This is a genomic window from Thalassolituus alkanivorans (assembly GCF_020447205.1).
In the GTDB taxonomy this organism is placed as follows: Bacteria; Pseudomonadota; Gammaproteobacteria; order Pseudomonadales; family Oceanobacteraceae; genus Venatoribacter; species Venatoribacter alkanivorans.
This window is the reverse complement of sequence record NZ_JAJAEL010000035.1, coordinates 442,933-461,230: the sequence shown is the minus strand read 5'-3', so window position 1 is coordinate 461,230 and position 18,298 is coordinate 442,933. Positions and strand designations below refer to the sequence as shown.

Sequence of the window (18,298 nt, the reverse complement as noted above, 5' to 3'; positions counted from 1 at the left end):
CGTCAGATTTACTGGCGTGTGCAATATAACAATAAAATTTCCGGCCGGTGCCGGGCGAAGAGGTCCGTATGTCCAGTTATGGTGTGATCATTATCGGCAGTGGCTTTGGTGGTCAGTGTGCCGCCATCAATCTTAAAAAACGTGGCATTGACGATTTTATTATTCTCGAGCGGCGTGAATTTATGGGCGGTACCTGGGCACAGAATACCTATCCCGGTGCTGCGGTGGATGTGCAGTCGCCGCTGTATTCCATTGAATCCGAGCCGTATGACTGGTCGCAGATGTTTGCCGAACAGCACGAACTGCAGCAGTACACGAATCATGTGATTGATAAACACAGCCTGCGGGAAAAGACCCTCACCCACGCCAATGTTGAAAAAATTGAATGGCACGAAGCTGATCAGCGCTGGCACGTGCATGTCGATGGTAAAGGCGTGCTGCAGGCACGTTTTGTTATCAATGCCTCCGGGCCATTAAGTACCCCGGTGATTCCGGAGTTTAAAGGCCGTGACAGCTTTAAAGGAAAAGCTTTCCACACCAATAACTGGGATCACGATTACGACTATAAAGGTAAACGGGTTGCGATTATCGGCAGCGGTGCCAGCGCCGCACAGATTATTCCTGCCATAGCGGCCGATGTTGCTCATCTGCACATTTTCCAGCGCACGCCGCACTGGGTGTTGCCGCGCCCGGATTATGTGTTTAAAAACTGGCAGCGTAAGTTGCTGCGCAACCGTGGTATTTACCGCGCCCTGCGCGAAGCCATTTACTGGGGGCTGGAAAGCCGCGTAATCGGCTTTAAATACTCTTCCCTGATGCTGGAATTGCTGGCAGGCCGTAAAGCCCGTGCGCATATTAAAAAGCAGATTAAAGACCCGGTTCTGCAGCAGAAAGTCACGCCGGATTTTACCATCGGCTGTAAGCGCGTCATTTTATCCGACACCCTGTACCCGGCTTATTGCCGCGACAACGTTACCCTGCACGATAAAACCGATGGCATTGGTGAAATTAATGAGAACGGCATTAAAACCAGCCATGGCGATCAGGTGGATCTGGATCTTATTATTTATTCCACCGGTTATGACGCCACCGATGGCGTAATCTCTTATCCGGTTATCGGTCGTAATCAGCAGACGCTGGCGGATGTCTGGGCGGATTTTCCGCGCGCCTATTTAGGTACGTCGGCACCGGGTTTCCCTAACCTGTTTATTGTTACCGGCCCGAATACCGGTATTGGTCATACCTCGGCGATTTTTATTATCGAAGCGCAGATGAATTACATCATGAAGGCGATCGAGGAAGTCGGCCGCCGGCAGAAAAATCTGATCGAAGTAAAAGCCAGTGCCGAAGACAGCTACACCCGCCATATCCATGCGGAGATGGCCAAAACCGTCTGGCAGCAGGGCGGCTGTAACAGCTGGTATAAGAGCAAAAGCGGTAAGGTGATTGCGATGTTTCCGGGCTTCAGTTTTACCTTCCGTCGCTGGACTAAAAACTTCCGCGTCAAAGATCACGACTTTGCCTGATCGAACCTGTTAAGTGCAGGGCTGTGCGGGTATAAAAACGCGATAACAATAAAATAGACAAGGTAAGGTTATGAAAAAAATCAGTCTGTTAATTCTGCCGCTGGTGCTGGCTCTGGTGGTCGGCATGATCGGCGGTGCTTATGGCCGTGTCGGTCACTGGCTGTATGCCAACGTGACGGATCTCGAAGCGTCACTCTATGGTTTTGAACAGCGTGCGGTAGACATCGGTGAGATGAAACTGGCGCTGTACAGCAATAACAACCCGGGTAAGCCGGTGATCGTGATGCTGCACGGTTACAGTGCCGATAAAGACGTATGGCCACGTTTTGCCAAGCATTTTGTCGACGACTATCAGGTGATTATTCCGGATATGGCCGGTCATGGTGATACCGGTTTTGATGCCAGCTGGGATTACAGCATGCCGGCTCAGGCGAAACGTCTGGCGGCGTTGCTGGATAAACTGGATATCGCTCAGGCACACGTTATTGGTAATTCGATGGGTGGTTTTTTAACCGCCACCTTCGCCATTGCTTATCCGCAGCGTACGCTGTCGGCCACTATGGTTGACCCGGCCGGGGTGATGTCGCCGGAGCCGAGCGATATGTTCAAAATGCTGAATCAGGGCCACAACCCTTTCCTGATTCATAACCGTGCAGAGTTCGACAGCTTCTATGCGATGACCATGGCGCAGCCGCCATTCCTGCCGGGAATGGTGCTGGAAGCCATGTCGGATAAATACATTGAGCGCCGCAGCGAGCTGGAAAAAATTTTCGCCGATTTCCACTCCAGTGATTACCTCGAAGAAAAACTGGCTGACCTGAAAGCACCGGCCATGCTCTGGTGGGGTGATAAAGACCGCTTACTGCATGTGAGCTCGGTATCGGTGTGGGAAGCGGGCGTTCCGCAGCTGAAGACCCATATCTTTAACGGCATCGGTCATATGCCGATGGTGGAAGTCGCGTCAGAAGCTGCCGATCTGTACCGTGACTTCCTGCAGCAGGTGCCGGCTCAGATTGCTGCCGAATAAGCCCTGCTGTTCAAACACAAAGCGCCGCCCGGTTTCCGGCCGGCGCTTTTTTTGCCTTGTTACAAGGCAGGACTATAGCCGTGCACGCCCTGAATTGGTGCGTCGGGAGTCTTATTTCCATCCGGTCTGCAGCGTCGTTTGCCGCCAATTGGTCTTACCGTAAGACAATGCGCCTATCCGCTGGATTTCATACCTGCAGCGTTGTTGTCACACTTTTTTGCACCAATTCGTGACTCAAAGTGGACTTTCCGGTCAGAAATTGGCGCTAAGCTTGCGTGAAGGTTGTCTTCATCCTGCCAATGTGTAATGTTCGCGCCCTTGTCCGTTTGTGCGCGCCAAGCCCTATATATGAAGAACTCCAACGCTGCTCTTGAGCTGATCAATATCCACAAATGCTACGGTAATCTTGAAGTGCTGAAAGGCGTCAGCCTGACCGCGCAGAAGGGTGACGTTATCTCGATTCTCGGCTCCAGTGGCTCCGGTAAAAGCACGCTGCTGCGCTGCATTAACCTGCTGGAACGCCCGAATCAGGGCGAGATCATTATTGGCAATGAACAGCTGGCACTGATTCCGGACAAAAACGGTGAACTGAAAGCGCAGGACAAGCGCCAGCTCGAACGCCTGCGTTCACGTCTGGGCTTTGTCTTCCAGCAGTTCAACCTATGGCCACATATGACCATCCTGCAGAACCTGATCGAAGCGCCGGTGCACGTATTGAAAGTGCCACGCGATGTTGCCGTTGCACGGGCACAGGAATTGCTGCGCAAGGTCGGTCTGGCTGACAAACAGGACGCCTATCCGGGACATCTTTCCGGTGGGCAGCAACAGCGTGTGGCCATTGCCCGCACACTGGCAATGGATCCGCAGGTATTGCTGTTTGATGAGCCGACATCTGCCCTGGACCCTGAGCTGGTCAACGAGGTGCTGGCGGTGATGCGCGAGCTGGCCGAAGAAGGCCGGACGATGCTGATCGTGACGCACGAAATGCGCTTTGCGCGTGAAGTGTCCAGCTCTGTAGTTTTCCTGCATCAGGGACAGATTGAAGAAACAGGCTCGCCGGAAAAGGTATTCGATAACCCCGAATCCCAGCGCGTACGCGATTTTATGGCGAGTCATCAGGCCTGATTGGTCTGCTTTATTATCTATTGCTGAGGATTAACACCATGCAAAAATTCGTTGCCACTCTGTGCCTGGCGGCCAGCGTTATGCTGTCGCCATTCGCTTCTGCTGAAAAAATCCGCATCGCATCTGAAGGGGCTTACGCACCGTTCAATATGATCGATGCCAATGGCAATCTGGTTGGTTTTGATATCGATATCGCCAAAGCCCTGTGTGCCGAAATGAAAGCCGAGTGCGAAATCGTGGCGCAGGACTGGGATGGCATTATTCCGGGTCTGATGGCACGTAAGTACGACGCCATTATTGCCTCAATGTCGATCACCAAAGAACGTCTGCGCGTGGTGAATTTTACCAATAAGTATTACACCAACAGCCTGGCGTTTGTGGCTGCCAAAGGCAAAGCTCTGGACACCAGCATGGACGGACTGAAAGGCCTCAGCGTTGGAGCGCAGCGCGCGACGATTTCCGGCCAGACGCTGGAAGATAAATACAGCGACGTGGTGAATGTAAAACTGTACGACACTCAGGATAACGCTTACCTCGATCTGGCTGCTGGCCGTATCGACGCCATCCTGTCGGATAAATTCCCGGCCTATGACTGGCTGCAAAGCAAAGACGGCGCGAATTTCGAATTTAAAGGTGCCGATCTGGATATCGATGACAAAATCGGTATCGCGGTGCGTAAAGGCGACAAACTGCAGGAACGTCTGAATAAAGCGCTGGATGCCATTGTTGCCAACGGCACCTACAAAGAAATTAACGCTAAATATTTCCCGTTTGATATTTACTGAGCGAGCGCTGCTCAGAGGTAAGCCGATGAACGATATGACACACCAGGACGACGCTGCATGCTGATGGATTTACAGGGCTTTGGCCATCTGTTACTCAGCGGAGCGCTGATGACCATTCAGCTGGCACTGGCCAGCTTAGCCATCGGACTGGTGATCGGCTTACTGGGGGCGGCCGCCAAGCTGTCGCCTTCACCGTTTTTGCGTATTCCGGCCACGCTGTACACCACGCTGGTGCGCGGCGTGCCGGAATTATTGCTGGTATTAACCCTGTATTACGGCGGCGCTCAGCTGCTGATGTGGGCGGCCAACTTTTTTGGTTATGACGAATACATCGAAGTCGGCGCTTTTGCTGCCGGTGTTGCAGCTCTGGCTATTGCCTTTGGTGCTTACGCCACGGAAGTATTCCGTATGGCGATGCTGGAAGTACCCAAGGGGCAGTGGGAGTCGGCACAGTCGATGGGCATGAGCCGCGGGCAAACCTTCTTCCGCATTATTTTTCCACAGGTGTGGCGTCTGGCCATTCCCGGACTGGGCAATTTATTTCAGGTACTGCTGAAAGATACCGCACTGGTATCGGTGATTGGTCTGAATGAATTAATGCGTCAGGCCAGTGTGGGTTCTGCGGCAACCAAACATCCTTTTGATTTTTATCTGGCAGCCGCCATTCTGTATCTGGCGCTGACCCTGTTGGCGACGCTGGTGACCGAAATTCTTGAGCGTCTGAGTAAACCTGAACTGCGTGGGCGACGGGCATGAACTGGGACTGGTCTGTAATCTGGGAGTATTTCCCACGCCTGCTGGAAGGCGCCTGGCTGACATTAGAGCTGGTCGGTTTATCCGGCCTGTTCGGTATTCTGATGGCGGTGCCTCTGGCGTTAATGCGCGCGTCAACACAGCCGCTGCTTAAAGGTCTGGCCTATGGCTATATCTTTTTCTTCCGTGGCACGCCACTGCTGGTACAGATATTCCTGATTTATTACGGTGCTTCGCAGTTTGATGCGGTGAAAGACTCGTTCCTCTGGCCGATTCTGAAAGAACCTTACTGGTGCGCCATTATTGCTTTCACCATGAATACCTCGGCTTACAGCGCAGAATTAATCCGTGGTGCCATTCAGGCAATTCCCCATGGCGAAATTGAAGTCGCCGACGCGCTGGGCATGAACCGGCTGACCAAAATCCGCCGTATTATTCTGCCAAGAGCGCTGGGTATTGTACTGCCGGCTTACAGCAACGAATTTCTGTTAATGCTGAAAAGCAGTGCGCTGGCCTCGACCATTACCCTGCTGGATATTACCGGTATGGCGCGCACGATTATTGCCCGTACTTATACGCCGCTGGAGATTTTCTTCGCTGCCGGCATGATGTACCTGGTGATGTCGGCCGTGCTGATCGGCTTATTCCGGTTGATGGAGTTAAGGGTTAACCGGCATAAATACATCAGCCGAGAAGGCTGATAAATACCCATAAAAAAACCTGCTTTGTCACACTACTGTCCCACAGTTTGGAGTGACAATATGTCACTCCAAACGGCAGCATTGATCGACTACTGTTTTTCAATCTGAAACGCTTTACCGGGGCAAGCCCCTGGCCCCCTGCAAGGAGAGGTATCTCCTTACGATCCTCTCTTTTCGGCGCGTCCGGCCTGACTTAGAAAAAAGAGGGCAGCCAACTGCAATGATTATGCGGCACGCAAAACAATTCGCCCCGGAACGACGTTTTAAAATACCAATAATTTGTATCGTTCCGGGGCAGGGTTTTGCTCTGAAGGCCGCAGAATCATCTGGTTGTCTGGCGCCGCACGATCGCCGATTACAGTAACCCGCTAAGCCGTATTTCAACTGAACAGCGTTTGCGACATGAAATTGCAGACAAACTGCTTGCTCTGAAACGCAGCAGCGAGGTGACGGTTTTCTGCGCCTCTGGGGCCGCCGCAGAAACCGCTGATATGTCTGGTCTGTCCGCAGGGATGCGGACAAGCGGCTCCGGCCATGGATGGCCGATGAGGCGCGCTGCCAGTAAGTATCAAGGTTTCAAGGGTGACGGCCCAGAAAGCGCGAAGCTGGGGTCGGCCCGCCGGCAAGGGGATAAGTTCCCCTGAGAGGCAGCAGGCCTTGATGTTAAAAAATGCTGTTTTTGCCAGCTATGGTGCTGATTAAAAACTATGGGACAGCAGTGTGCTTTGGCAGGTTTTTTTATCTTCGCTATCCGGGAGCGATTAATTCTTAGCCTCCATCATCGCGATTCTGACTCCGGTCGCAATCAGGGTTAGACCTGCGGTTTTATTAATCGCATTAACCACCCGTGCTTTCAGTTGTTTGCGTGCCAGATGATTCCCCATATAGCTGAATGTGCTGTACACCAGCAGGTCGGCGAGCAGGCAGGAAGCCCCCATAATCAATAGCTGCAGCAGCACAGGTTCTGCCGGATCAATAAACTGCGGCAGCAGAGCAGAAAAATAGAGCAGTGCCTTGGGGTTGGCGAGCTGTACGATTAATCCCTGATAAAACAGCTTGCCGGGTCTGCTCACCTTTTGCTCACGGCTGAGATTAATGGGCCCGGCGTTGCTGAATATGGCACTCAGTCCCAGATAGAACAGGTAGGCAACGCCAACCCATTTAATCAGGGCGAACAGTGTGGCCGAGGCAATAATTAACGAGGCAATACCGGTGGCAGACAGCGAAAAATACAACACATCAGCGCAGGCGATGCCCAGCACACCAAAAAAGGCTTTGCCTTGCGGGTGGCTGGCACCCTGACTGGCTGCGGTGATGGCAGAAGGGCCGGGCACCATGATTAACATAACCGTGGTTGCCAGAAAAATCAGGTAGAGTCCGCTGTCCAAAATTGTATTCCTGCCGGTTACTGTGTTGTCAGAGTTTTGTGGCTTTTGGCTGCAGGCTGTGACAGTCACGCCAGTTCAGCCCAGCCTGTTGCTGCAGGGTCTGCAGTGCGGCTAAATTGGCCAGCGCCCGCGGGTGGATATCGTGGTAAAGAATAATACCGCGACGCCATAACAGCATCAGGGTAATCACCCGGTCTTCAACGTCTTTATCGCTTAATTTTCGGTTCCAGTCCTGACTGTCGATATTCCACAGCATAACGCCTTCACCAGTCTGTTGCAGTGCGGTGGTCAGGACTTCGCTGCGCTGACCGTAAGGCGGCCGGAACCAATAAGGGCCCGGCTGGTAATCATTCAGACGGGTGCGCGTGGTGTTAATGGAATCGGCCCAGCCGTCCCATTTCTGGTGGCTTTTGTGTACCTCGCCGTGGGAACCCAGACACTGACTGGCGTAAAAATCTTCAGGTGCTTTCTGCTGTTTAATGCGTTCGCCCAGTGCGAAAAACTGTGCACGCATACCGGCACTTTCCAGTGCTTTAACCAGCTGCTCAGTGCCGTTTACTTTTACACCCTCTTTTAAGCGGTCGGGTGCCGGGCCGTCATCATAGCTCAGCAGAAACTGACGGTCGGGTAATTCAAAACCATCCACCTCGTGCTGATTAAAGGTGTGAATTTCACTGGTAATACGCGGGAATAATGCCGCCAGACGCACCTGTTCATACAGGTAACGTAAGTGAAATGCTTCACTGGCTTTGGCCCAATTCTGATAACCGTCGGCAGCGGGCTGTTGGCTGGCGGTTATTAATGCCGCCCAGCTGGCGGACGCGGCACACTGACCACAGGCCTGTGCGTAGTTAGCCTGCAGCCGCTGCCGGGTTTTCTCCAGCCAGCGCTGCACGCTGGCGGCATCGGGCTTATCGACGGCGGTGAAGGCTTTGATGTCGGCTTCGTTGCTCAGTGGCGTGGCTTCCAGCAAGCGGGCGAAGGTCAGAATTTCGGCGGCGGAGGCACGGTCAAATGCTACGGCGCTGGTTAACGGTTGTGGCCACAGGCTGCGCTCCAGCGTGGCGACTTTAGCGGGGCCGGCGGCCTGAGTGAGTGGGCTGATGATCAGGCCCAGTAGCAGTGGGAAAATAAAACGCATGGAATATCCTTTTGACGATGCGGAGTGATATCGGCGCAGACGGAATAAAAAACCCCGCAGGCGCGGGGTTTTAAGTGTCAGCCTTACTGCTGATTCAGTTTTTCCTGCATCCGTGTGATGCCACTGTCGTAAGCGCTGTGCTCACGCAGAGACTTGGCTTTGCGGAAGTTGTCCAGCGCATCCTGCCAGCGGCCACTGGCTTCATAAATACGGGCAATGTTGTAGTAGCTGCTGGCCTGAACCCGCGCCTTGCTGTTACCGGACGCCAGTTCGATCGCTTTGCGGTTAGCCCACAGCGCTTCGGCGGTACGGTTCAGCTTCTGATAAGTCAGACCCAGGTTGCTGTAGGCCTGACCAAAGCTTGGGTAAAGGTTAACGGCATCCTGGAAGGCGTACATAGCTTCTTCCAGTTTCTTCTCGCCATAGAGTTTTTCGCCACGGGTATTAATCCGCTTGGCTTCTTTCTTGATGGCGTCGGTGATCAGTGAGTGGCTCTCGAAGGATTCTGCGCTGATCAGGCTGTTCAGGTGCGAGGCCAGACCTTCACGGTTCAGGCTCAGGTACTGATCAATATCGTGGAAGGCGCCGTTTTCATCGATGCCGAACACCACCCAGCTGGAGGCGGTCTGCTGCGGTTTTACGTTATAGGTACGGATCAGCGTCTGGCCAACATACACCTGCACGCGGGCGCTGCTGTTACCCAGGGCTTTGGAGGTTTTGCTGCTGTGGTTGCTGTAATCGTGTACGGCGTAGACGTAGCGTTCGCCGTTATGTTTTTGCTCGATGGTGATGGTTTCCGGACCATAGCTGTTGGTGTCATCCACATCCAGATTGGCATCACGGCCCTGTTTTTTCACGTAGAACACGTGGTTCGCCGGGTAGGTCAGGTGTGAGTCCAGATCGGATGGTGTGCTACCCCAGGTCAGTACCACGCGCAGACCATCGAGGTTCTGCATTACCGGTGACAGGGCGTAGGTAAAGCCATCACACGGGCACTTCACCACCAGGGTGGAGTAACCGGCTTTGTCGATAATCATGGTGGTATCGTTATCGTCGGCCAGGGTGCTGCTGGCGCTGGCGACACCGTTGGCAGTCGATGTGGCGCTTACAGAGCTTTCACCGTTGCGCTGCCAGGTGATTTTGGCATCGGCGATTTTTTCGTCTTTAACCACGGCGCTCAGCACTTTGACTTCCAGTGCAGCAGCAGGCAAAGCCAGTGAGGTTGCCAGCAGCAGGCTGCTGAGGCGTAAGCAGGATTTGAACATGGGGTCTTCCTTTATTAACAGTCCTGGAATTGTCACTTCGGCTCGCTCCGGGTTGAGCCGAATGAAGACCGCAGATTCTAGCTGCAACCTCTATCAATAACTACCTTGACGATAAGGACCCGTTCACACTATCTGAATCCGGCTTGCTGAAAGTCTGTTTTTCAGGACTGGCCCCGGAACCTTCATGCTCCTGTCTCAGAGGACTTTGCACCCATCAGCTCCCTCTGTGGGCAGAACCAGATGCCGCGCGTGCAGGACTAGGGCCGGCGGGCGCTTGCTGCTATAATCGCGCCCCAAATTTTTTCATCGCCAGCAGGGCCCGGTTCAGCGCGTAAGCCTTACACGCTGAACCGGCAGCGCGGGCGCATCAGCTACTGAATATTGTGAGTGGGGTTATCATGACTGTATTGAAAATGGCCGATCTGGATCTGAGCGGCAAGCGCGTTCTGATCCGTGAAGACCTGAACGTTCCGGTAAAGAACGGCAAGGTCACATCCGATGCGCGTATCCGTGCGTCGCTGCCAACCATTCAGTTGGCTCTGGATGCCGGTGCCAAGGTGATTGTTATGTCCCACCTGGGTCGTCCGGAAGAAGGCGTGTACGACGAAGAATCGTCCATCAAGCCGGTTGCTGCCCACCTGGCCGGCCTGCTCGGCCGTGACGTTAACGTTATCAAAGATTTTCGCGAAGGCGTTGAAGTCGCCGCTGGCGAAGTGGTGCTGCTGGAAAACGTGCGCTTTAACAAAGGCGAGAAAAAAGACGCCGACGAACTGGCGCAGGCGTATGCCGCACTGTGCGATGTATTCGTGATGGATGCCTTTGGTACCGCTCACCGCGCTCAGGCGTCTACTCACGGTGTGGCCAAGTTTGCGCCGGTTGCCTGTGCCGGCCCATTGCTGGCGGCTGAACTGGATGCACTGGGCAAAGCCCTGGCAACGCCGGCGCGTCCGCTGGTGGCCATCGTTGGTGGTTCAAAAGTGTCGACCAAACTGGAAGTGCTGGAAAGCCTGTCCGATATCTGTGATCAGATCATCGTCGGTGGCGGTATTGCCAACACTTTCCTGGCCGCAGCTGGCAAGCCAGTGGGCAAATCCCTGTGTGAAGAAGACCTGATTCCGGCAGCGAAAAAGCTGATGGAAAAAGTCTCTATTCCGCTGCCGACTGACGTTGTGTGCGGTAAAGAATTCTCCGAATCAGCAGCCGCGACACTGAAAAGCGCTGATGCGGTAGAAGCCGACGATATGATCTTCGACATCGGTCCGGATTCCGCCAAAGCACTGGCCGAACAGCTGAAGAGCGCCAAAACCATTATCTGGAACGGCCCGGTGGGTGTGTTCGAATTCGACCAGTTCGGCGAAGGCACCAAAGCCCTGTCACTGGCGATTGCCGAATCCGATGCCTTCTCTATTGCCGGCGGTGGTGACACTCTGGCCGCTGTTGATAAATATGAAATTGCCGATAAAGTGTCTTACATCTCGACCGGTGGTGGCGCTTTCCTGGAGTTCGTAGAAGGCAAAGTACTGCCTGCGGTTGCGATTCTGGAAGAACGCGCCAAGTAAGTCAGATCAGGGCTGCCATAGGCAGCCCTGTTTCATTTTCACATTCATATATTCAGGGAAGAGTATGCGCAGCATTCTTTTATGCCTCTTATTGGTTATGGGCGCTGGTGTTGTGGCCGGCTGTGCCCAGCGACCTGCCAAAAAAGTAACCAGCGAGGCTGGTAACAACCTTCATCAGGCGGTTTTGTCTGATTCAAAAGCCATTTTCTCAGCCTTAATCGATGGTGCTGATGAAACCCGCCTCAGCCGTCGGCCGATTGCCTGTCCTAATGGCCGGGATCGCGCGGCCGCTGGTGTTACCGCCCGCGATCTGGCAAAAATCTGTGCACTTAATTATGCCCTGGAAGCCTTCGCGGTTTACGACCTGGACGTACTGAGCTGGCAGGCTGTACGCAGCATCAATGAGGTGGATAATTACCAGATCTTTCTTCGCGCAGAGCCGGAAAATATTTTCCGCAATAAAGCACAGCAGGCTCTGGCAGAACGCCTGCAGCAGATACGGGCAGAGTTACAGGCCAGCAGTCAGTGTGCACTGCAGGAGCCGGACTGGTTCTGGATGAGCGGTGAGTGTCCGCAGGGCGTGGCACAGGGTGAGGGGATTGCCCGGCACACTGAAGGTCATGAATTTCGCGGACGTGTAACGGATGGTCGTTTTGTACAGGGAAAATGGCTGGAAAATAACCGCATTGTTTACGATGGTGGCTTTGCTGAAGGTCTGCGCCATGGTGATGGTATCTGCTTACATGAAGGTGCTTATGAGCCCTGCCGTTATTACCGCAATGACCGGGTGGATGATGTCTTCGTGCAGCGCCGTCTGATGGCCCGCCATCTGGAATATCTGCGCACTGTACGTGGCAGTGGTGGCCAGCCGGGTTCCTGGTCGCAGGCGTTATCGGCGGAAGAAAAAAATATGCTGCGTAATCTGGATCGCAGCAGTGGTTATAACAGCGCCGATACCGGCGAGTAACTAACGGAGTCCAGGGATGAATCCTCTCAAGCAGATTGCTGAATTATTCAGCACGGTAGCGCCGGAACATTTTGCTGATTTATCGCTGGATGAACTGATGTCCGGTGAGTATCAGGTGGGCTTTGCCAGTCTGGACTTCTTTTCCTTAGAGCCCTTTGTGCAGTATCTGCAGCATATGCCGCCTGAGCGCTGTACGATTTACCCGTCGGTCGATGAGATGGATACCACGGCCGATGGCATCATTGTTGTTGCACTGCAGGGCCGGCAGTTGCATGCGACCAAATATCTGATTGGCGACGACGTCAGTTATGACACGGCGTTTTATCAGCTCGGTGACTGGTCCTGCCGCCAGCAGATTTATCGCAATGGCGCCGAAGTAAAACCCATTGTTATTGAGTTTCTGAAAAAAGATGCCGAGGGCTACCCTGTCACGTTTATTACCGCCCGTGAATACGGTTTAAAGGTCGGTGATTATGAGTGGAGTGAGGCCGGTGTACGCATTATTGAGCGTTCTGCCCGCATGCCAGAGGTCGGTGTTGCACCAGAGTTGACGCCTTATATGGAAAGCCTGGTTGAATTCAGCAGCACGGGCGAGGTTGAGATCATCCGCAACCTGACACAGAACAGCATTGTCTATGACCGCTCGCACGAAGCGCTGTCGCTGGCGGACATGCTGGAGCAGGCCAGTTCAGCCCTGCACGATAAAATTCTGGCCGATCTGCAGGCGGCGCCGGTTGCCAATACCGTTGGCTGCTTCCTGTTTGAATACTCAGACCAGGGGCCGTTACCGCCCACCATCGCGCTGATTCAGCCGCATGAAATCACGCAGGAAGAGGACGACTATCCGCTGTTATGGCTGAATGCTCCCGATTGCGAACTCTTTACCGAGGATGATTTTGACGGCATCCGCCTGCATGGTGAGCATGATGCGTTGTTTGACCGCATCAATGCCCAAATCGAGGAGCTGGATTACGAACAGGCCGATCAGCTTATCGTCGCTTTCTATCTGACCCTGTGCCGCCGTCTGCAGGATTCTCTTCTCTCTTCTTCGCTGCTGCAGACCACGGAGGATTTCTTTGTCACCGCACGGGAGTTTGCCGCCTGCAACGAAGCTGTTTTTCTGCAGCAACTCTGGCCAGAAGAGCGCTGGCAACCACTGGCGGCGGCGCTGGAGCAGTTTGCCGCGGCTCAGGCTGAGCGTGAACTGGCTATGATCCGCAGGCTGGAGGCGGGAGATTGGCAGGATGACGGGGCCTGATCGGCGCGGCGCTGCAGACAGCAGCCAATAGCCGTTTCTATCCATAACATAAGCCGTTAGAATAGCGGCCAGCCAATTTTCACAGTTAAGGTATTTTGACATGGCATTAATCAGCATGCGTCAGATGCTGGATCACGCCGCCGAATTCGGCTACGGCGTACCGGCATTTAATGTGAACAACCTGGAACAGATGCGCGCCATTATGGAAGCCGCCGACAAGACCGACTCTCCGGTGATTGTTCAGGCGTCTGCCGGTGCCCGCAAGTACGCAGGCGCTCCTTTCCTGCGTCACCTGATTCTGGCCGCGATTGAAGAGTTTCCGCATATTCCTGTGTGTATGCACCAGGATCACGGTACCTCGCCGGACGTGTGTCAGCGTTCTATCCAGCTGGGCTTCAGCTCAGTGATGATGGACGGTTCTCTGGGTGAAGACGGTAAAACCCCGACTTCTTACGAATACAACGTTGACGTGACCAAGCGCACCGTCGATATGGCGCACGCCTGTGGTGTATCGGTAGAAGGCGAGCTGGGTTGTCTGGGTTCTCTGGAAACCGGTATGGCCGGTGAAGAAGACGGTATCGGTGCTGAAGGCGTACTGGATCACAGCCAGATGCTGACCGATCCGGAAGAAGCAGCTGACTTTGTTAAGCGTACTCAGGTGGATGCTCTGGCAATTGCCATCGGTACCAGCCACGGCGCCTACAAGTTCACCAAGCCACCAACAGGGGATATCCTGGCGATTGACCGTATCAAGGAAATCCACAAGCGTATTCCGAACACTCACCTGGTTATGCACGGTTCTTCTTCTGTGCCGCAGGAGTGGCTGGCAATCATTAACCAGTACGGCGGCGACATTAAAGAAACCTACGGTGTACCGGTTGAAGAAATCGTGGAAGGCATCAAGTACGGTGTGCGTAAAGTAAACATCGATACCGATCTGCGTCTGGCCTCTACCGGCGCTATGCGTCGCATGATGGCTGAGCATCCGAGTGAGTTCGATCCGCGTAAATTCTTCGCTCAGACTGTGACCGCAATGCGCGATATCTGTATCGCCCGTTACGAAGCCTTCGGTACTGCCGGCAACGCCTCCAGGATCAAACCGATCTCTCTGGACAACATGTTCCAGCGTTACGCCAGTGGCGAGCTGAATGCCAAGGTAAACTAAGCGCTTAACGCGTTTAGTTACCGGCTTAATAAAAAACCCGCGCAAGCGGGTTTTTTTATGTCCGCCGTCCGTGGCGGCCACCCTTCGGGCCGCGCGGCAGCGCGTTAAGCGTCGTTCCCGACTAGCGCTTTGCTAGGCTGAATATTTACCTTCGTAGTCCAGATCACATCCACTGGTTAACGTCATTGCATTTAGCGGTATTTTTAAACTGCTTGCTCAGTGTTGTCTGATAGGCCTCACCAGCACACTGGCCAACCTGTGTTCCCCAGTAAGAGCCATCGGCCGGTTGCTGAAATACCTGTGGGAACTGCGCTGAAAACTGCTGCAGACACTGACGGGTGGTTTGTGTCGCCGTTTCCATACACTGCGCTTCGCTGATATCAAAACACTGACGGAAAAACTGTTGCGGCTGGCAAAACGCATTGGGCAGTGCTGTGGTCATGGCGTTGGTCCATTCATTGCGGCCAACCTCAAAAGCACTGCTGAATGAGCTCAGCGCGGTCAGAAAGATAAAACTCAGGGGTAATTTCATAGGGGCATCCTGCAGGTAATTGGCTGGCGTTCTGTCTTTGGGGCTGTGAATTCGGGGCGGTGAAGCAACAGGCACATCGTACCGGGAATACTATCAGCATGAGGAAGCTATAGAAATTCCATCGCCGGATATTGATTCACTTGTCATTTTATATCGGTATAGGTTGTTTATTGGCGGGTGCGGAGGAATCTGTACGACCGTTTTAAAAGTGGTAAATCAGGAAAAACTGAGCACCGATTAAGACAAAAGTACAAAAAAGCTGTCTCCATTTGTGCCAAAAACTACTTGGTATATTGCTTGGTAGGAAATTGCTTGTTTATGGTTCGGCCGCTGTTCAGGCGAAGCCTGTTTGTCATCTGCTGCGCTCATCCTGAGTCAGGAGACAGATATGCCTGAGCGGCTTAACAATAATCATCATAAATGAGGAAGAATCATGAAACCGGTTTTACTGACCACCCTGGGGGTGGCTCTGTTGGGTTCGTCGCTGAATGCTGCGGCCTTCTCCCAGCCAACCCATAAGCGCATTGTGCAGGACGCCGTCAGCTATATGGCAGCCCATGCGGATACTACGGAATACAATAAGCTGGCGGCGGCGGCTCAGGCTGCGGGCTACACCATGGCGCAGTTTGCGGAAGTGCTGGGTCAGGGCGCCTACGATGTCGATGACTTTGCCGATACGTTTATCTGTGGCGCCGTGAGTGGTGACTGTGTTGAGGCGCCGGTCTGGGGGGCGGGTTCATCCATCGCCAAGTACACCTCCTACTGGCACTTTCAGAACCACACCCGTGGTGCAGATGCCCATGGCAACGATCTGGGTGGCTATAACTACGATCTGCTGACCGTATGGGGCGATGTCGACAATATGGCCGCAACCTGGCTGAAAGGCGATCATCTGGATGATGGTCCGGGTGGCATGACCGGCTGGTGCTACTGGTGGAGCTGTAACGAAGACTCTGAATACAACACCTATGGTGTAACCGAAGCGAATTACCGTCAGGGAAGCAGCTCCAGCAAGAGCATGTACGAAGATTTCGAAACCATGCCATTCCAGCCGATCGATAACCTGGGTCAGCACTGGTACAACGAATTCTGGAATCAGCCAACGGTGCAGACGCTGGGCTTTGTACTGCACACCACCGATCTGCTGCAGCCGCACCATACCTGGACAACCTCCAGCCTGAATCATGCCGGCTGGGAAACCTGGGTGGAAGATAATTACAGTGCTCTGCAACTGAATAATGATGCACTTGTCAGTGCTGCGCTGAACAGCTTCACACCGGTTGCTGCCGGACAGCATGATATTCGTGCCTTACTCACTCAGGGTGGAGCTGTTTCTTATGGTCAGGGTGGTATTGTGCTGAGCAGTACAGCCGATGCTGACCGTGAGCAAATTGCAGAAATTGTTATCCCGCATGCGATTGCGATGACAGTGCATATTCTGAATCACGCAGCTAACCGTTTCTGAGGCTTTAATTATTTCCGCAAGCCGGGTAATCCTGTGATTATCCGGTTTTTTTTGCCTTTAAATAAGGTCAGACCAATTACTATTATATCGCTATAATTAATATTTTAATTATTAGTGATGGTCCAAAAAAGTCGCCGTATTCACCGTTCGGGACAGTTTGAAATTAATCTGTGCCCATTCAGGCCAAGTGCCAGCCGACGTATTGTCGGCGACCATTCTCAGTTATTAGTCTTAGCTGCATCACGGTCGTCGTGACGGTTTTAAAAAAATAAAAACACACTCGTTATTCATTGTTCTGACTCAGAGTCGTCACCGCAGCGCAACGCGGTATTCACAATGCTGTGCGAGTTTAGTAAGACCAAAAACACACAGGCGAATCCACTATGAAACACACTCTGGCCCTCTCTGTCAGCGCAGCCCTGACCATCGGCGCAATGAATGCTGAAGCATTTACCCAGCCGACCCATAAACGCATTGTTAAAGATGCTATCAGTTACATGGCGGCGCATCCGGATACCACCGAATACAACAAGCTGGCTGCCGCAGCACAGGCTGCCGGTTACAGCATGGAACAGTTTGCTGAAGTTCTGGGGCAGGGTGCCTACGATGTGGATGATTTTGCTGACACCTTTATCTGTGGTGCGGTAACCGGTGATTGTGTTGAAGCTCCGGTATGGGGCGCAGGTGCCTCTATCGTGAAGTACACCTCTTACTGGCACTTCCAGAACCACACCCGCGGTGGTGATGCTCATGGTAATGACCTGGGTGGTTATAACTACGATCTGCTGACCGTCTGGGGTGCCGTGGATAACCTGGCCGCTACCTGGCTGGTGGGTGATCACCTGGACGATGGTAAAGGCGGTATGACCGGCTGGTGCTTCTTCTGGTCCTGCTCCGAAGATTCTGAATACAACAGCTACGGTATTACCGAAGCCAACTACCGTCAGGGCAGCAGTTCCAATAAAGGCATGTATGCCGACTTCGAAAAAATCCCGTTCCAGCCGATCGATAACCTCGGCCAGCACTGGTACAACGAATTCTGGAAAAACCCAACGGCACAGATGCTGGGCTTTACCCTGCACACCACTGACCTGCTGCAGCCGCACCACACCTGGACGACCTCTGACCTGAACCACTCCGGTTGGGAAGGCTGGGTAGAAGACAACTACACCGCACTGGATCTGAATAACGATGCGCTGGTGACTTCAGCCCTGAATGATTTCACTCCGGTTCCGGCTAACCAGAAAGATATCCGTCCTCTGCTGACTCAGGGTGGTGCGATCTCTTACAGCCAGGGCGGTATTGTACTGAGCAGCACCTCTTCGGCAGACCGCACTCAGGTTGCCAAGGTTGTGATTCCACATGCCATCGCCATGACGGTGCATGTACTGAACCACGCTGCGAATCGTTTTTAAAGGATAGCGGCAGCGACGCCTGATCAGGGTGTTGCTGTCCAAGGTCACAAAGGCTGCTCAGGCATGGATTGTCAGAGCAGTCGTTGTGAAGGCCCCACTCTGAAATTTTGTTTCAGGTGTTTGCAGGATGATTTGCGTGAGGATCATCCTGCTTTTTTTTGCCCGGAAAAAGACTTTGTCATTCATACCGGTCATTATTCCAGTTAACACCGCCACCGGATCTATA

The 18,298-nt window shown here is 53.3% G+C and carries 16 protein-coding genes; 12 read left to right on the top strand and 4 right to left on the bottom strand.

The window, feature by feature from the left end:
- Positions 1-68 precede the first annotated feature (68 nt).
- From LGT44_RS12625 to LGT44_RS12600, 6 genes are all read left to right on the top strand, one after another.
- Positions 69-1,526: a flavin-containing monooxygenase gene (locus LGT44_RS12625; RefSeq protein ID WP_230332573.1), complete on the top strand. Its 1,458-nt coding sequence runs from the start codon at positions 69-71 to the stop codon at positions 1,524-1,526.
- A 70-nt stretch (positions 1,527-1,596) separates the two neighbouring features.
- Positions 1,597-2,553 carry an alpha/beta fold hydrolase gene (locus tag LGT44_RS12620; RefSeq protein WP_230332574.1) on the top strand — a complete coding sequence of 319 codons (957 nt, stop codon included), beginning with the start codon at positions 1,597-1,599 and terminating at the stop codon, positions 2,551-2,553.
- Positions 2,554-2,901: 348 nt separating this feature from the next.
- Positions 2,902-3,678 (top strand): ABC transporter ATP-binding protein, encoded by a 777-nt coding sequence (locus LGT44_RS12615; RefSeq protein WP_145469946.1) that lies wholly within the window; start codon positions 2,902-2,904, stop codon positions 3,676-3,678.
- Positions 3,679-3,716: 38 nt separating this feature from the next.
- A complete protein-coding gene (locus LGT44_RS12610) occupies positions 3,717-4,463 on the top strand; it encodes an ABC transporter substrate-binding protein (RefSeq protein ID WP_145469945.1) in 747 nt (248 codons plus the stop codon).
- A 57-nt stretch (positions 4,464-4,520) separates the two neighbouring features.
- A complete protein-coding gene (locus tag LGT44_RS12605) occupies positions 4,521-5,219 on the top strand; it encodes an ABC transporter permease (RefSeq protein WP_230332575.1) in 699 nt (232 codons plus the stop codon).
- A complete protein-coding gene (locus LGT44_RS12600; RefSeq protein ID WP_230332576.1) occupies positions 5,216-5,917 on the top strand; it encodes an ABC transporter permease in 702 nt (233 codons plus the stop codon). Before LGT44_RS12605 ends, LGT44_RS12600 begins: the two co-directional genes overlap by 4 nt.
- Positions 5,918-6,678: 761 nt before the next feature.
- Here LGT44_RS12600 and LGT44_RS12595 read toward each other — a convergent pair.
- The 3 genes from LGT44_RS12595 to LGT44_RS12585 form a co-directional block, all read right to left on the bottom strand.
- Entirely contained in the window at positions 6,679-7,305 is a 627-nt protein-coding gene (locus tag LGT44_RS12595; RefSeq protein ID WP_230332577.1) for a LysE family translocator, read from the bottom strand.
- 28 nt (positions 7,306-7,333) lie between these two features.
- A complete protein-coding gene (locus tag LGT44_RS12590) occupies positions 7,334-8,446 on the bottom strand; it encodes a polysaccharide deacetylase family protein (protein WP_230332578.1) in 1,113 nt (370 codons plus the stop codon).
- Positions 8,447-8,529: 83 nt separating this feature from the next.
- On the bottom strand, positions 8,530-9,711 hold the full coding sequence (locus LGT44_RS12585) for a YfaP family protein (RefSeq protein ID WP_230332579.1): 1,182 nt from the start codon (positions 9,709-9,711) through the stop codon (positions 8,530-8,532).
- 398 nt (positions 9,712-10,109) lie between these two features.
- Here LGT44_RS12585 and LGT44_RS12580 point away from each other — a divergent pair, with 398 nt between their 5' ends.
- The 4 genes from LGT44_RS12580 (at position 10,110) to fba (ending at position 14,660) form a co-directional block, all read left to right on the top strand.
- On the top strand, positions 10,110-11,270 hold the full coding sequence (locus tag LGT44_RS12580) for a phosphoglycerate kinase (RefSeq protein ID WP_230332580.1): 1,161 nt from the start codon (positions 10,110-10,112) through the stop codon (positions 11,268-11,270).
- 64 nt (positions 11,271-11,334) lie between these two features.
- A complete protein-coding gene (locus tag LGT44_RS12575; RefSeq protein WP_230332581.1) occupies positions 11,335-12,237 on the top strand; it encodes an MORN repeat-containing protein in 903 nt (300 codons plus the stop codon).
- A 16-nt stretch (positions 12,238-12,253) separates the two neighbouring features.
- Positions 12,254-13,495, top strand: a complete 1,242-nt coding sequence (locus tag LGT44_RS12570) for a hypothetical protein (RefSeq protein ID WP_230332582.1) — start codon at positions 12,254-12,256, stop codon at positions 13,493-13,495.
- 100 nt (positions 13,496-13,595) lie between these two features.
- Positions 13,596-14,660, top strand: coding sequence for a class II fructose-bisphosphate aldolase (gene fba / locus LGT44_RS12565; RefSeq protein WP_225692066.1), 1,065 nt, complete (start codon positions 13,596-13,598; stop codon positions 14,658-14,660).
- Between the two features lie 163 nt (positions 14,661-14,823).
- On the opposite strand, the gene LGT44_RS12560 is transcribed toward fba, so the two are convergent.
- Positions 14,824-15,192: a hypothetical protein gene (locus tag LGT44_RS12560; RefSeq protein WP_225692067.1), complete on the bottom strand. Its 369-nt coding sequence runs from the start codon at positions 15,190-15,192 to the stop codon at positions 14,824-14,826.
- A 433-nt stretch (positions 15,193-15,625) separates the two neighbouring features.
- On the opposite strand from LGT44_RS12560, the gene LGT44_RS12555 reads away from it, so the two are divergent.
- Positions 15,626-16,657, top strand: a complete 1,032-nt coding sequence (locus LGT44_RS12555; RefSeq protein ID WP_145469935.1) for a phospholipase C/P1 nuclease family protein — start codon at positions 15,626-15,628, stop codon at positions 16,655-16,657.
- Positions 16,658-17,040: 383 nt separating this feature from the next.
- On the top strand, positions 17,041-18,072 hold the full coding sequence (locus LGT44_RS12550) for a phospholipase C/P1 nuclease family protein (protein WP_225692068.1): 1,032 nt from the start codon (positions 17,041-17,043) through the stop codon (positions 18,070-18,072).
- Positions 18,073-18,298 lie beyond the last annotated feature (226 nt).